The sequence below is a fragment of the Streptococcus sp. 20925_1_69 genome (genome assembly GCF_041432365.1).
Lineage (GTDB): Bacteria > Bacillota > Bacilli > Lactobacillales > Streptococcaceae > Streptococcus.
The window spans coordinates 1-15,157 of the sequence record NZ_JAPVZL010000001.1 but is presented as its reverse complement, the minus strand read 5'-3'; the positions used below and the strand labels follow the sequence as shown (position 1 = coordinate 15,157).

General features: G+C 40.7%; 17 protein-coding genes and 1 other annotated feature. Of the genes, 1 reads left to right on the top strand and 16 read right to left on the bottom strand.

What is annotated here, in order from left to right:
- Positions 1-88: 88 nt before the first annotated feature.
- Positions 89-1,744: an Rqc2 family fibronectin-binding protein PavA gene (gene pavA / locus O3601_RS00085; protein WP_371469986.1), complete on the top strand. Its 1,656-nt coding sequence runs from the start codon at positions 89-91 to the stop codon at positions 1,742-1,744.
- 72 nt (positions 1,745-1,816) lie between these two features.
- Here the strand turns inward: pavA and O3601_RS00080 are convergent, their stop codons facing one another.
- The 16 genes from O3601_RS00080 to pyrH form a co-directional block, all read right to left on the bottom strand.
- A complete protein-coding gene (locus tag O3601_RS00080) occupies positions 1,817-2,803 on the bottom strand; it encodes a dihydroorotate dehydrogenase (protein WP_371469985.1) in 987 nt (328 codons plus the stop codon).
- Complete coding sequence (locus O3601_RS00075; protein WP_371469984.1) at positions 2,766-3,566, bottom strand: dihydroorotate dehydrogenase electron transfer subunit; 801 nt, start codon at positions 3,564-3,566, stop codon at positions 2,766-2,768. The genes O3601_RS00080 and O3601_RS00075 overlap by 38 nt, the downstream gene beginning before the upstream one ends.
- Before the next feature lie 248 nt (positions 3,567-3,814).
- A complete protein-coding gene (locus tag O3601_RS00070) occupies positions 3,815-4,195 on the bottom strand; it encodes a VOC family protein (RefSeq protein WP_261024516.1) in 381 nt (126 codons plus the stop codon).
- A 58-nt stretch (positions 4,196-4,253) separates the two neighbouring features.
- On the bottom strand, positions 4,254-4,613 hold the full coding sequence (gene rplT, locus O3601_RS00065; RefSeq protein WP_000124834.1) for a 50S ribosomal protein L20: 360 nt from the start codon (positions 4,611-4,613) through the stop codon (positions 4,254-4,256).
- A 51-nt stretch (positions 4,614-4,664) separates the two neighbouring features.
- Positions 4,665-4,865 (bottom strand): 50S ribosomal protein L35, encoded by a 201-nt coding sequence (gene rpmI / locus O3601_RS00060; protein ID WP_001125943.1) that lies wholly within the window; start codon positions 4,863-4,865, stop codon positions 4,665-4,667.
- 32 nt (positions 4,866-4,897) lie between these two features.
- Positions 4,898-5,428: a translation initiation factor IF-3 gene (infC, locus tag O3601_RS00055; protein WP_000848180.1), complete on the bottom strand. Its 531-nt coding sequence runs from the start codon at positions 5,426-5,428 to the stop codon at positions 4,898-4,900.
- Positions 5,429-5,443: 15 nt separating this feature from the next.
- Positions 5,444-5,575, bottom strand: a sequence feature (ribosomal protein L20 leader region).
- A 160-nt stretch (positions 5,576-5,735) separates the two neighbouring features.
- Positions 5,736-6,920, bottom strand: coding sequence for a hypothetical protein (locus O3601_RS00050; protein WP_371469880.1), 1,185 nt, complete (start codon positions 6,918-6,920; stop codon positions 5,736-5,738).
- A gap of 3 nt (positions 6,921-6,923) precedes the next feature.
- Entirely contained in the window at positions 6,924-7,511 is a 588-nt protein-coding gene (locus O3601_RS00045) for an ABC transporter ATP-binding protein (RefSeq protein WP_261053937.1), read from the bottom strand.
- 398 nt (positions 7,512-7,909) lie between these two features.
- On the bottom strand, positions 7,910-10,150 hold the full coding sequence (locus O3601_RS00040; RefSeq protein WP_371469877.1) for a DNA internalization-related competence protein ComEC/Rec2: 2,241 nt from the start codon (positions 10,148-10,150) through the stop codon (positions 7,910-7,912).
- Positions 10,134-10,784, bottom strand: coding sequence for a helix-hairpin-helix domain-containing protein (locus O3601_RS00035; protein WP_371469876.1), 651 nt, complete (start codon positions 10,782-10,784; stop codon positions 10,134-10,136). Before O3601_RS00035 ends, O3601_RS00040 begins: the two co-directional genes overlap by 17 nt.
- 66 nt (positions 10,785-10,850) lie before the next feature.
- The gene (locus O3601_RS00030) at positions 10,851-11,420 is read right to left on the bottom strand and encodes a GNAT family N-acetyltransferase (RefSeq protein ID WP_371469874.1); all 570 of its coding nucleotides are present in this window, start codon (positions 11,418-11,420) and stop codon (positions 10,851-10,853) included.
- 106 nt (positions 11,421-11,526) lie between these two features.
- On the bottom strand, positions 11,527-12,531 hold the full coding sequence (locus tag O3601_RS00025) for a PhoH family protein (RefSeq protein ID WP_371469873.1): 1,005 nt from the start codon (positions 12,529-12,531) through the stop codon (positions 11,527-11,529).
- A gap of 84 nt (positions 12,532-12,615) precedes the next feature.
- On the bottom strand, positions 12,616-12,831 hold the full coding sequence (locus tag O3601_RS00020; protein ID WP_001232084.1) for a YozE family protein: 216 nt from the start codon (positions 12,829-12,831) through the stop codon (positions 12,616-12,618).
- An 8-nt stretch (positions 12,832-12,839) separates the two neighbouring features.
- Positions 12,840-13,694: an RNA-binding virulence regulatory protein CvfB gene (gene cvfB / locus O3601_RS00015; protein ID WP_371469870.1), complete on the bottom strand. Its 855-nt coding sequence runs from the start codon at positions 13,692-13,694 to the stop codon at positions 12,840-12,842.
- 58 nt (positions 13,695-13,752) lie between these two features.
- A complete protein-coding gene (frr, locus tag O3601_RS00010; RefSeq protein ID WP_001262225.1) occupies positions 13,753-14,310 on the bottom strand; it encodes a ribosome recycling factor in 558 nt (185 codons plus the stop codon).
- A 20-nt stretch (positions 14,311-14,330) separates the two neighbouring features.
- Positions 14,331-15,056 carry a UMP kinase gene (pyrH, locus tag O3601_RS00005; protein ID WP_000002995.1) on the bottom strand — a complete coding sequence of 242 codons (726 nt, stop codon included), beginning with the start codon at positions 15,054-15,056 and terminating at the stop codon, positions 14,331-14,333.
- Positions 15,057-15,157: the final 101 nt, after the last annotated feature.

The following is a 15,157-nucleotide window of genomic DNA, read 5'->3' as shown; positions in this document are numbered from 1 at the left end:
TTTACTTGGCTTTATTATACCACATTTCCATGATTTTATTCTACCTTTTTGATATAATACTATGGAATACAATCACAAGGAGAGAACGATGTCATTTGACGGATTTTTTTTACACCACATGGTTGAGGAATTGCGAAGAGAGTTAGTGAATGGACGCATTCAGAAAATCAATCAGCCTTTTGAACAAGAGTTGTTCTTGCAAATCCGCAGCAATCGCCAAAGCCATCGCCTGCTCCTTTCTGCGCATCCAGTTTTTGGTCGCATTCAGCTGACACAAACAACTTTTGAAAATCCTGCCCAACCTTCTACCTTTATCATGGTGTTGAGAAAGTATTTGCAGGGTGCCCTGATTGAGTCGATTGAGCAGATTGAAAATGACCGTATCGTGGAAATCTCTGTTTCCAATAAAAACGAGATTGGGGACCATATTCAGGCTACCTTGATTATCGAAATCATGGGTAAACACAGTAATATTCTACTGGTCGATAAAAGCAGTCACAAAATCCTCGAAGTCATCAAACACGTCGGTTTTTCACAAAATAGCTACCGCACCTTGCTTCCTGGGTCTACCTATATCGCTCCGCCAAGCACGGAATCTCTCAACCCTTTCACAATCAAGGATGAGAAGCTCTTTGAAATCCTACAAACACAGGAAACGACAACTAAAAACCTTCAAAGCCTCTTCCAAGGTCTGGGACGTGATACGGCAAATGAATTGGAAAGCATTCTTATTAGTGATAAACTCTCCACTTTCCGTAACTTTTTCAATCAAGAAACCAAGCCATGCTTGACTGAGACTTCCTTCAGTCCAATCCCTTTTGCAAATCAGGTGGGAGAGCCTTTTGACAATCTTTCTGATTTGTTGGACACCTACTATAAGGACAAGGCTGAACGCGACCGCGTCAAACAGCAAGCCAGTGAACTCATTCGCCGTGTTGAAAATGAACTTCAGAAAAATCGACATAAGCTAAAAAAACAAGAAAAAGAATTATTGGCGACAGACAATGCTGAAGAATTTCGTCAAAAAGGGGAATTGCTGACAACCTTCCTCCACCAAGTGCCTAACGACCAAGACCAGGTTATCCTAGACAACTACTACACCAACCAATCTATCACGATTGCGCTTGATAAGGCTCTGACTCCCAACCAGAATGCCCAACGCTATTTTAAACGGTACCAGAAACTAAAAGAAGCTGTCAAATACTTAACTGATCTGATTGAAGAAACCAAGGCAACCATTCTCTATCTGGAAAGTGTCGAAACCGTCCTCAACCAAGCTGGACTGGAAGAAATTGCTGAAATCCGTGAAGAATTGATCCAAACTGGCTTTATCCGCAGAAGACAACGGGAGAAAGTCCATAAACGTAAAAAACCAGAACAGTATCTAGCAAGCGATGGCAAAACCATCATCTATGTCGGTAGAAACAATCTGCAAAATGAGGAACTAACCTTTAAAATGGCCCGCAAGGAGGAACTTTGGTTCCATGCCAAGGACATTCCTGGAAGCCACGTCGTCATATCAGGTAATCTTGACCCATCTGATGAAATCAAGACAGACGCAGCAGAACTGGCCGCCTACTTCTCTCAAGGTCGCCTGTCAAATCTGGTTCAGGTAGATATGATTGAAGTCAAAAAACTCAACAAACCAACTGGTGGAAAACCCGGCTTTGTCACCTACACAGGACAAAAGACCCTCCGTGTCACACCAGATCCAGAAAAAATCGCATCCATGAAAAAATCCTGATTTTACTTGAAATCAGGATTTTTAACATACTTTCTTGACAACTTTGTTCATCAAGAACAGATTGATTGCAGTTTACCTCAGAGACTCTTTTACTTCCTTGCGGAGATTTTCTAGACTGCTAATACCATATTTATCCATAACCTTTGGTAAATTTTCGATGATATCAGGGCAGGCATAAGGATTGGTAAAGTTGGCTGTTCCAACTCCAATAGCAGATGCTCCCGCCAGATACATTTCTAGGGCAGTTTCAGCCGAATCCACTCCCCCCATTCCAATGATAGGCAGGTCTGTTGTTTGGGCTACTTGGCGAATGAGTTTGAGGGCTACTGGAAAGACTGCTGGACCAGACATTCCACCTGTTCCATTGGCCAAGATTGGTTTTCTGGTTTTGAGGTCAAAGCGCATTCCAACTAGAGTATTAATCATGGTTAAACCACTTGCTCCCGCATCTTCTGCAGCTTTTGCGACAGTGACGATATCCGTCACACTAGGGGTCAGTTTGACATAAACTGGCACATCAGAGGCTTCCACAGCTGCTTTCACCACATCATAAGCTAAATCTGGATCTTGACCAATCAAAAGTCCGTGATTACAGTGATCTACATTGGGGCAAGAAATATTGAGCTCAATAGCCTTCACATTAGCTGCCTTGGAAATACCATGAGAAACAGCTGCATACTCTTGTTTTGAAAAACCAGCTACATTGGCAATAATAGGAAGATTTGGATATTCTCTTTCCAGCCACGGTAGCTTTTCAGCCAAAACAACCTCTAAACCAGGATTTTGCAAGCCAATTGCATTAAGCATACCAGCAGGTGTCTCAGCAACTCTAGGAGTTGGATTGCCAAAACGCGGTTCAAGTGTCGTTGCCTTAATCATAATGGAACCCAAAAGGTCTAAATCATAGTACTTGGCATACTCCTGACCAAAACCAAAACAGCCTGATGCTGGAATAATCGGATTTTTCAAATCCAAGCCTGGTAGAGAAACTTGTAAACGATTTCTAGTCATAATTTTCTCCTTATAATACAACTGTTCCTGTGCGGAAAACAGGGCCATCTTCACAGACGCGTTGGCTGACCGTCTCACTTTCTGGTACTTTTAGGACGCAGGCATAGCAAGCCCCCATTCCACAAGCCATACGAGATTCCAGAGATAGATAGGCTCTTGGGTGGTCATAAAAGGTTTGATTGATATACTTCATCATTCCAGGAGCCCCACATGAGTAAACAGCATCAAATTGATTGTCTAAATCCTTAATAACAACGGAAACATTTCCCTTGATACCATAAGAACCATCATCTGTCGTTACAAAGACTTGACCATATTGAGCTAATTCCGTCTCTAAAATAACAGCATCCTTATTAGCAAAACCGAGAACAGTCACTACTTTTACTCCACGCGCATGCAATTCCTTGGCCACCTCAAGCAAGGGCGGTACACCAATCCCCCCTCCAACAAGGAGAACCTGGCTCTGTTCATCTAGGGCAGACAAATCAAAACCATTTCCCTGAGGACCCATCACATCAAGAGTATCTCCCTGACTTAAGGTTGAGAAAATAGCTGTCCCAGCTCCCTCAATCCGATAAATAAGGCGACACTGCTTGTTAAGCTTGTCAATAGACGAAATTGAAATAGGACGGCGCAAGAGATGGGCATCATCAGGCACACGCAGATGAAGAAATTGCCCTGCTCGCATAGCTTCAACCATTTCTCCTTCTAGGACTAATTCAAAGATTGCTGGCGCGATTTCCTCCTGTGCTACCACCTTCATGGTTTCCAATCGAATCGCACCCAAACGTTTCTTACATGTGGGATTCATGACTTTTCCTCCTTAAATTTTAAGGGGACCAGATAAAGAAAAGACCTTGCTAGTGCAAGGCCTCAGTTAAAATCGTACAACACAAGAGAGCACACTCAAAAAGTCTCCTCTAGAAAATTGTACTATTCTTTTATCTGACACCTTGTGAGTCTCTCTGGACTCCCCTTAAAGGTTAAATTTTTACTAGTATACTCTTTCAGCTAAAAAAAGTCAAGTAGAAAACGAACATTCTACTTGACTTCACAATATTATTTTTCACGAATAACTTCGACCTTGTAGCCATCAGGATCCTTGACAAAGTAATAGTTAGGTGCAGTTCCTGGTAGACCATTTGGCTCAGTAACTTCATAGCCTTTGGCACTGTGCTCTTGATGAAGAGCTTCAAGATCAGGTGTACTGAGGGCGATATGGGCAAAGCCATCTCCAACCACATAAGGACCGTGATCGTAGTTATAAGTCAACTCCAATTCATAGTCGTCATCCTCAAGTCCTAGATAGACAATCGTGAAAGCATGGTCTGGAAAATCTCTGCGACGCAATTCTTTAAATCCAAAAGCATCTTGATAAAATGCAATTGATTTTTCAAGATTTTCTACTCGCAAGCAAGTATGTAGCATTTTTGAAGCCATATTTTTCTCCTTTATTTTTAAAAAGACTGGGACAATCCTGTTCCAGTCTTATCTGTTATTATTTACCAAGTTTTGCTTTAGCTGCATCTGCAAGAGCTGTGAAAGCTGCTGCATCATTAACAGCCAAGTCAGCAAGCATTTTACGGTTAACTTCAATCTCAGCCAATTTCAAACCATGCATCAATTGTGAGTATGAAAGTCCATTCATACGAGCAGCCGCGTTGATACGAGTGATCCACAATTTGCGGAAGTCACGTTTTTTCTGACGACGGTCACGGTATGCATAGTAGTAAGAGTTCATTACTTGTTCTTTCGCAGTACGGAACAAGATGTGTTTAGCTCCATAGTAACCTTTTGCTAATTTAAGAATACGTTTACGACGTTTGCGTGATACAACGCCACCTTTAACACGTGCCATGTTTTATTTCCTCCAAATATTTCCTAGAATTCTTTACTTACAGTTAGGCTATTATTTCAAGCGAGTAAGCATTGCTTTGATACGTTTGTAATCTCCTGAATGCACCATAGATGCTTTACGAAGATGACGACGTTGTTTCTTAGTTTTTCCGTGGAAACGGTGAGAAGTGTAAGCACGGAAACGTTTAAGTCCACCAGAACCTGTACGTTTGAAACGTTTAGCTGATGCGCGGTGTGTTTTTTGTTTTGGCATGATTTTTTCTCCTTTATTTAACTTTCTGACAATTATTTTTTGTCAGTCGCTGGCGCCAATTGCATGAACATTTGACGTCCATCCATTTTAGCACGTTGTTCGATGATGGCAATATCTTGAGTTGCTTCAGCAAACTCGGCTAAAACTTTTGCACCAATCTCTTTATGGGTAATCATACGACCCTTAAAGCGAATAGATACCTTAACTTTATTTCCTTTTTCAAGGAATTTGCGTGCATTGCGAAGTTTTGTATCAAAGTCACCCTTGTCAATAGTTGGACTTAGACGAACTTCTTTCACAGTAACAACACTTTGTTTTTTACGTTGTTCTTTTTGTTTCTTCTGGTACTCAAATTTGAACTTACCGTAGTCCATAATTTTTGCAACAGGTGGTTTGGCTTGGGGTTGAATCAATACTAGGTCAACATTAGCGTTATCAGCCAAAGCTTGCGCTTCACTAAGTGGCTTAATGCCTAACTGTTCTCCTTCAAGACCAATCAAGCGAACTTCACGTACACGAATCTCATCATTGATGAATAAGTCTTGCTTTGCTATGGTTTTCACCTCTTTTGTTTTATTAGAGAAAAACAATAGCGGACTCGTAAATATACAAGCCCGCACGTTATGATAGCGTTTCTTAGAAACTTTTCATCCGTAGGGCCAGGCAACTTAATGTCACAAGGCGAGAAGCTCTCACTTCTGCTTTTCTCAACTTTTATATGATACCAAGTTTTCTAGCTCTTGTCAAGATAAAAAATTATTTTTTTGAAAAGTTTCTGTTTGTATTTTGACTTTGTTTCCTCATCAAAAAGAGAGAACCAAGTTGATTCCCTCTCTATGTTAGTTTTTACTTATTTTCCCTATAGGAATGCTAAAACCTATTAAAAACTTCCTTTTTACGTGAACTTCCCCATCTTTCGATAAATAAGATCCCCACTAACAAAAGGATAACCAGGCAAGGAAGTAAAACCATCCCCATACTCCAATTTAGATTGACATTATCAATTTGCTTAGGTAATCTTCCAGACAAAATCTCCACTGAACGCAAGTAAGTAAAGGGAATCAGATGTGCAATCCTTTGAAGAGGCTGAATTGTTTGAATGCCAAACAATAAGCCAACAATCCCAATGAGTGAAAGAAAAAGAACAGGCATTTTTTGCTTGAAAAAGTAAGCAATCAAGTAGACGACTTCCACAATAACGATAAAAGCCAAGAAAGTTAGTAACAAGCCAGGAAATAACACATCTTGTATCTTCCCAATAGTTACTTCTTGATTCACTAAGCTATAAATCGGGTAGGGATAATCTAACTGTCCAAAACCACTTATCAGACTTCCCACTAGAAAAGAAAATCCGCTGATTCCGATAAACAGCACAGTTACATAGCCCACTCCAACTCCAAGGGAGGACATGGCAAATGCCACTTTTGAAAAAGGATATAACTGAGCTGTGTCCAGATGATTTTGATATCTTTCTGCAAATAGTTGCGTTAGCATAAAAATAATAGCAATCACAAACAAGGTTGGGATGATAGCCTCTAAAATCCAGATAATCTGATCAATCCCGTGGGTCGGAAACTCCAAAGTATGTGCTTTTATGTTCAAGGGATACAGGGCTTGGTAAATCTTTCGTTGGCGGTCAACCGCCATTTTAAAGTCAGAGCTAATAGTCGGGGTATTTGATATCATTTCATAATTCTTCTCTTCATCTTGCCACTGCAAATAGTAGGCTTCTTTCCATCGCCCTTCTTTTAATAAAGTCAGAATTTCTGTCTTTTGAGTCGAAAGATTTTTTTGCCCATCTAAATTATTTTTAGCAATCTGGTATTCCTCCGAGTTGGTATCAGATATTTGGGAGAGTTTCTCTTCATATTCATTGATGATTCTCTCATCTTTTACAAGACGGGTTTCCAACTCGCTCTCCAAGCTGTGTGAGTTTGCAGTCCGACTATTTAAATAAAAGGTAACACCGAGTCCAGATACAAATAAAGCTAAGATAATCCAGTTTAAGCGACTTTTGAAAACTTTTTTCAATAAAAATAGACTAACATCTTTCATAAACTAAACCTCTTCTATTTGCCCCTGATGAATGGTTACTACTCTATCGCAGACATCAAGCAACTCTTCCTTATAGTGGGAACTTAAAAGAACCAGCTGTTCTTGTCTATCGATTTGTGCCAGCCTATCAAAAAACTTCTGTCGATAATACTCATCTAAGCCATTTGTAATCTCATCCATAAGCCAGCATTTCGCCTGACTGAGGAAATACATGGCAATCACTAAGCGTTGCTTCATGCCTAAGGAATACTTACGAATGGGAAGGCTGATATAGTCAGACATTTCCCAATAGGTAATTTCATCCCTCAAGTTCAGCCCTGACTTCCAGATTTTTTTGATAAGACGAAGGTAGTCCATCCCACTTAAGTTTCCATCCAGCCATTCAACGCTTTCATAATAAAATAAAGAAGGAGGGGCTACGATATTTCCACTAGTTATAGGAATTAAATTGCTAATGGCGCGGAACAGTGTCGTCTTTCCAGAGCCATTGATAGCAAGAATACCATAAATCCTACCCTTTTCAAATGTAAAATCAACATCTTGTAAGATGACTTGTCGCGTTTTTAAGGTCACATGAGTAAGCTGCAACATATCTAGCCCTCCTTTTTATCACTCTTTAAGAATTAATAGCCTCCGCTGGAGTAGTTTATTACCTCACAACGATTGTAATTCCAACCAGAACCAATTTTATATTCAGAATAGCTGTCATAACGATACCATAACAGGGAATTAATATAGTTATATCTCTAGCAATTCATACTAGACTTATAGTAGGTATTCCAATCATACCTATAAGTTTTAAGAACGCTCACAGCAGATATACTGGACTGAAAAAGACCAATAATCATAAACTAACTAATTAAACGATTTTTGCTAATTTTTAATGATTTTATACCATTAATATTGAAGACGCTTTCATTATATCGTTTTTATCATTATTATGCAACAGATTTTTAGGTTATTTTACTAATATATAATATTTCTCCTTCCTATCGAACTCTTTCTATTTTCCAACTTTTCCACCCTTTAAAGCGTATAGCTCCTTGCTGATCAGTTCGATAAACTTTGCTATTGATACCTTCCAGTCGGGTCATGGTTTCCTGATGGGGGAGTTTCGTTCGATTATTCTTTCCAACTGAGATAAGAGTAATCTCTGGTTTGAGTTTTTCTAGAAAGGCTGAACTTGATGATTTTTTATTGCCATGTTGACCAGCTTTCAAGACATCCACTTCTAGGTCAGGATATTGCTTCAGCAAGTCCTTCTCTCCTTTCTCCTCCAAATTTCCAGTGAAAAGAAAGTGCTTATCCAAAAGTTTCCCATACAGAACCAGGGAATCTTCATGACCTCCATCTCCAATTTTCCTTGGAGATAAGACCTCTAACTGACTTCCAAAAATTGGCAAATTCTCTCCCACTATCACACTACGCACCTTGGTTTTAGTAGTCTCTAGTTCCGCTACAAATTCCTTCTGTTTCAAACTACCTTTTGATACTAAAATCTCCCCTACATGGAATGCCTTAGTCACCTCCAATAAATCTCCAACATGCTCCTTGTCTGTATTTGTTAAAATCAGCTGGTCAATCTTGGATACTCCTCGACCTTTTAGATAGGGTATCAAGGTTCTCTGGGCATTGCTGGTCGTCGCCTTTTCTTGCCATTTTTCGATTTTCTTACTAGACTCTGCCTTGCCACCGACATCTATGAGAATGGTTTTACCAGTTACATCCCGTAGGAAAATACTTTCGCCTTGCCCCACATCCAGCATGGTGATTTCATTTTCCAGTGGATGCTTGGTCAAGAAAAAGAGACCTGTAATCAATATGCTCAATACTGCTAGCCTTTTAATGTTTTTCCTCAAATCATAGACTAAAGCCAAGGAAATTAACAATAAAATTAAAAGCCATGCATTGGGTTGTCCAAAGACCAGAGGTCTACTTGCCACCTGCGATACCAAGCGAATAATGCCCTCCAACCATTCAAAAATAAAATTCAGCTGAATGACTGGATAGAGAAAGGAAAGGGCAAATAAGATAGACAAGAGCGGTAAGAAAACCAAGTCAAATAGAAAGGAAAAGACAAAGGTCAAAAGGATGGACCAAGGTTGAAATTCTGCAAAATAGAAGGATAAAATGGGTAATATTCCCAAGGAAATGACTAGACTTTCTCTGGCAACAGCCTTGAGCCCCTCTCCTTCTTTGCTGGTCATGGTCAAGATAAAAGCATAAGCACATGACAAAACTCCTCCTGCAGTTAGGAAAAAGTTGGGCATGATAATAAAGAGTACAAGCACCGTCAAGGCAAAATTATCCAAGCCCTTAACACCATGTTGAGCCAGTAACTTTTGCAGGAGACTGCGAATGACCGAAGCTGAAAATCCTGTCAGACCAGCATAGATAAGGGAAAAGGGATAGGTCAGCCATTTCAACTTTTCTTGGGTCAATCCCAATCGCAAGAGTAGTTTCTTAAAGCCATCCATGAAAAATCCTACCTGCATGCCCGACAAGGCAAATAGGTGGATGATTCCTAGACTAGAATAAAGCTCATTCATCTCCTCAAAGTCTGTATCCAGATGTCCTAATAGAAGCCCCGTCATGTAATTGCGCATAGGATCTGGAAAATGCGCCTTAATCCAAACTACAGCCTTTCGACGTAAACTGGACAGGTTTTCACCTATATCCCAACTGCCAACCTTTTGAAGTGACTGGATTTTTTTGATATTGAGAGTCTGGTAAATTCCCTGAGTCTTCAGATAAGCTTGGTAGTCAAAGCCACCAAAATTTCTCTGCCCTTCTGGCTCCGAAAGCTTTCCTTCTAGTCCTATCTCATGAAGGGCTGTTAAATCTTGAAAGGCTTCTTTCTCCTCCTCGGACTGGAGTTTATAATAGACTTGAAAAATGCATCCATCAGACTTGCCACGAAAGGATAGACTATCACCATTAACCTTAATAGTGTCAGGCAAAATCCGTACCCTCTCAACAGAATCCGCCAGATTTTGACTAGCTTGACTCTGTTGCCAATTTTGAAACAGAAACCAGAAGCCAAGGACTCCGCAAAGCAGTAGAACTTTACTAGCTGATTTCCACGAAAATTGGAAAAAAAGACAGACTAGCAGAAAAACGAAACCAAACAGCGCTAGATAGGACGCTGAGAAAATAGCGTAATAAAGCCAAAGTAACAGAAAACTCAGATAGATCAGGGGAAGGGGGAAATTCTTAATCCACTGTAACATAGTCTTTTAACTTTTCTATGGTCTTAGCACCAATGCCAGAGACTTTCTTGAGTTCTTCTACTGACTTGAACTTGCCATTTGTTTCACGATGGTCGATAATGTCCTGAGCTCGTTTTCCTCCCAGTCCCTTGACCTGCTTGAGTTCTTCCAGACTTACCTTGTTGAGATTGACCTTCTTTTCCTTACTCGTTGAAGAAGCTGTCCCCGAACCAGTCTGTTGACTAGCTGATTCTTCTCCCTTAGTGGGAACGTAAACCAGAGCCTCGTCACTAACTTTCTGAGCTAGATTGAGTGCCTTGGTGTCTGCTTGCTCTGTCAAGCCACCAGCTTTCTGAACGGCATCATTGACCCGACTACCTACAGGCAAATCATAAATCCCTGGTGATTTGACAGCACCTTTCACATCTACTGTGATTAGATCTTGTTCAACCAGTTCTTCCTTTTCTTCCTTCTTCACTTCTTTTTCAGTCGATGAATCCTTAGAAACTGCTGTAACTTCTGCCTGCAAATTCGTTTCCTTGACAGGTGTGTGTGGAGCTGGCTTTAGCAGGAAAAATCCTCCTACAAGCAAGCCTAGACCAGTACAGATGACAATGATTTTATACTCTTTGATTTTCTCGATAATTGCTTCCATATTTTCTCCTCTCTTAAATTATTCGTAAGAGGAAGAAAAAACAGTTGAAAATTTCTTCTCAACTGCTTATTTATTTGCAAAATAGTCTTCCTTGGTCAAGACATAATGAACTCTTGTCACGATTCGGCCTTCTTCATGCTGGTCCATACAAGCATAAGCTTCTTCGTGGGAAAAACGCATTCCTGATTTCTCCATGACCTTTCCTGACGCGGGGTTAGCCTTATCGTGTAAAGCAACTAACTTATTCATTCCTATCTTCTCAAAAGCTAGCTCAATTACGGCACGATTGGCTTCTGTCGTCAATCCTTGATTCCAATACTTTTTATTGATAATGTAGCCAATGGCTGCCTTCTTAAGAACAGGATCAATCTTGTGCAAGTCAATGGTTCCGATAAATTTGCCATTGCTTTTGAGTTCTATTCCCCACCGTCCCAAAGGATTGGCCAAGTAGAACTGAGCAATATTATTTTTGGTTTCTTCTAAATTTTGATTGGTTGGAAAAGTGTAACGTGTATTATCCTTGTCCGAGGCATAGTCAAACATTTCTTCCGCATCATCCAAAGTTACAGGTCGAAGCAATAAACGTTCTGTCTCAACTATGGGATACCGAGCTAGTTTTAAAAAGATTGATTCCATACGTTTCCTCCACTTGAAAAGTTTCTAACTAAGATAAGGATATTGAATGAAATATTTAAAAAGCAAATTTATACTTGGTATTGAGATAACTTTAAGTACAAAAGAACTATCCTTCAGATAGAGGTTGAGGATCTAATTCTTCACTCTCTTCTTTTTTAACTGGAGCTGGTTCATAAGCTCGAATAATCTGAGCGACAACTGGATGGCGAACCACATCCTTGGCTGAAAAATGAACAAAGTCAATCTGGTGAATGTTCTTTAGCTTTTCTTGGGCATCAATCAAACCGGACTTGACGTTACGCGGAAGGTCAATCTGACTGATATCTCCATTGACAATCATCTTAGAATTAAAGCCTAAACGCGTCAAGAACATCTTCATCTGCATGATGGTCGTATTTTGCGCCTCATCGAGAATGACAAAGGCATCATCCAAGGTCCGTCCACGCATATAGGCAAGGGGCGCAATCTCGATAATTTCACGCTCCATGAGACGAGTCGTTTGGTCTTTTCCCAAAATCTGATATAAGGCATCGTAAACAGGTCGAAGGTAAGGATCTACCTTCTCCTTGAGATCACCCGGAAGAAAACCTAGACTCTCCCCTGCTTCCACTGCTGGACGAGTTAGGATAATCCGTTTGACTTGCCCACGTTTAAGGGCAGTTACTGCCAAGGTCACTGCAAGAAAGGTCTTCCCTGTTCCTGCAGGTCCAATTCCAAAGGTCACATCATGTTGCTTAACACTGTCAACATACAGTTTTTGACCCAATGTTTTAACACGGATAGGCTTCCCTGTATTGTCCTTGATAATTTCTTCTTCGTAAAGGGCGACAAACTTGTCGATTTCATCGTTTTTGACCATGCTAATCGCAGTGACCACATCTGGCGTACCAACGGTCATCCCACGATTCACCAAGACCATCAAAGCCTGAATAACTTGACGGGCTTCCTCACAGGAAGCCTGCTCTCCAAGAACTTGCACAATCTCCGTACGAGCATGAATCACCACATCAAGCTCTTCTTCCATCAAACGAAGATGGCGTTCATTGGAACCAAAAAGATGAAACAGGTCATCTGGATGACTTAGTTGAATGTCAATTGAATGTTCCTTCAAATAAAGAACCTCTCTAATCCTTTTATTTCTTTTTATTATAGCAAAGGGGTGGAGAAATTACTAGCCCAAACCCAATGAATCATGCTAGTGTTCTAAGTATTCTTGCCAGATAGCGTCAAAGTCTCCTAGGTTGAAAGAGAAACTGGCATGTTCTTCCAAAAAGCGACTGACCTCATCAAAATCATCTGTGTGTTTTGGGAAGGCTGACTCTTCAAAAGCCAGGTCTGCCAAGATAGCTTTGGGACTATTACTTTTAGGATTGCGCTCAGTCATGAGCCAAGTGTAAAATGATTTTCTCATATGTCACCCTAGATTAACTCTGTCCCAAACTGGTCTTGCTTGATTTTACCAACCTTCATCAAGCCACCGAGTGCTTTCTTGAACTGGCCTTTAGAAATACCAAAGGTTGCCTTGATGTCGTCTGGAGATGACTTATCATTTAAGGTCATGAAACCGCCATTGCTTTCCAAGTAAGTCAAAATCATCTGGGCATCATTTTCCAGCATTTCAAAGGAGCGTGGTTTGAGGGAGAGATTCAACGTACGGTCTACCTCACGGAAACCAATGACACGCGCATCTAATACTTGCCCCAAACGTGGCTCTGCATAGCGCTCGCTAGGATGGATAAAGCCAAGCATGTTATTTTCTGGCAGATAAACAAAAGTTCCTGACAGCTTGAGACGGTATACAATGGCTGGCCAGTTTTGGTTCTGCATGTTGTTGTAAGCAGGACGAGCCAGACGTTGGAAGTCTTCTTGATAAGCCAAGAGACCCCAGATACGGTCTTTCTTGTCCACTTCAAGACGGATATAGAGTTGGTCACCCTTCTTAGGCCAGAGTTCCTTGAGCTCAGGGAGGATATCCAGTGACACAACGATTTCCTTGTCAGGAAGACCTGTATCCACAAAGACACCCAAGTCCTTACGAACCTCTGTGACACGGCCCCAACCAAATTGGTCCTGGGTGGCAGTCACTTCTATGGTTGTCAGGCGGAGTTTTTGCTTCATATCTGTATAGGCAAAACCTTTGACCGTATCCCCTACTGTATGCTGACCTTCTTCCTTGGCAAGAGCATAGGTTTGACCATCCTTTTGCACAAAGTAAAAACGGTCATTTTCATCGATGATGAGTCCAACGATAAAACTTGCAAGATTTGTATTCATATTTCCTTCTTTCGAATAAAACTCAGCCAGCAATGCCAACTGAGTTTTTCTGTTTATTTTAGACTTCCAAGAGTTCTTTTTCTTTATTGGCAGTCATGTCGTCGATGTGTTTAACAGCATCGTCTGTTACTTTTTGAATATCTTTTTCAAGAGTCTTCAATTCGTCTTCAGTGATTTCTTTTGCTTTTTCCTGTTTCTTAGCTTCGTCCATAGCATCACGACGGATATTACGAACAGCTACTTTAGCATTTTCACCGACCTTCTTCACTTCTTTAGCAAGGTCACGACGAGTTTCTTCTGTAAGAGCAGGGATAACCAAACGAATAACAGAACCGTCGTTAGCTGGTGTGATACCAAGATCAGAAGCATTCAAGGCACGTTCGATGTCTTTCAATGAAGACTTGTCAAATGGTGTGACCAACAAAACACGCGCTTCTGGAATCGTAATGGAAGCGATTTGGTTAAGAGGAGTTTCTACTCCATAGTATTCTACATGTACACGGTCAAGCAAGCTTGCATTGGCACGACCTGCACGGATACCACCAAATTCACGAGCAAGTGATTGGTGAGACTGGGTCATTCTCTCTTTAGCTTTTTCAATAATTGCGTTAGCCATAATCTTTCTTATTCCTTTTCTTAGATATTATTTGAAACTGTTGTTCCGATATTTTCACCAAATACGACACGTTTGATGTTACCTGGTTGGTTCATGTTGAAGACAACCAAGTCAATGTCATTATCCATTGAGAGAGTTGAAGCAGTTGAGTCCATGATACGGAGACCTTTGTTGATAACATCACGGTGGGTCAATTCTTCAAATTTAACGGCTGTCTTGTCTTTCTTAGGATCGGCATTGTAAACACCATCGACACCGTTTTTAGCCATAAGAATAGCATCTGCTTCGATTTCAGCTGCACGAAGGGCCGCTGTTGTATCTGTTGAGAAGTAAGGTGAACCAATTCCGGCACCAAAGATAACGATACGACCTTTTTCAAGGTGACGAAGGGCACGTCCACGGACATAAGGCTCTGCCACTTGTTGCATAGCAATGGCAGTTTGCACACGCGTATCAACCCCAACTTGTTGCAATGAATCTGCCATCACAAGAGCATTCATAACAGTCCCAAGCATTCCTGTGTAATCTGCCTGAACGCGGTCCATTCCTGCTTCAGCAGCAGGTTCACCACGCCAGAGATTTCCTCCACCGATAACAAGGGCAATTTCGATACCTAAGCTATGAACTTCTTGAATCTCTTTTGCGATTGTTTGAACTGTTTGGATATCAATCCCTACGCCACGTTCACCGGCAAGGGCTTCACCTGATAACTTGATTAAAATACGTTTATACTTGGGATTCGCCATTTTCACTCTCCTTCTTTTATCCTACCTATTTTATCACAATTTTTAAGATTTTTATAGTGTCATGAACAATTCTTTCAAAAAAATTAGACAGTCAAAAATTT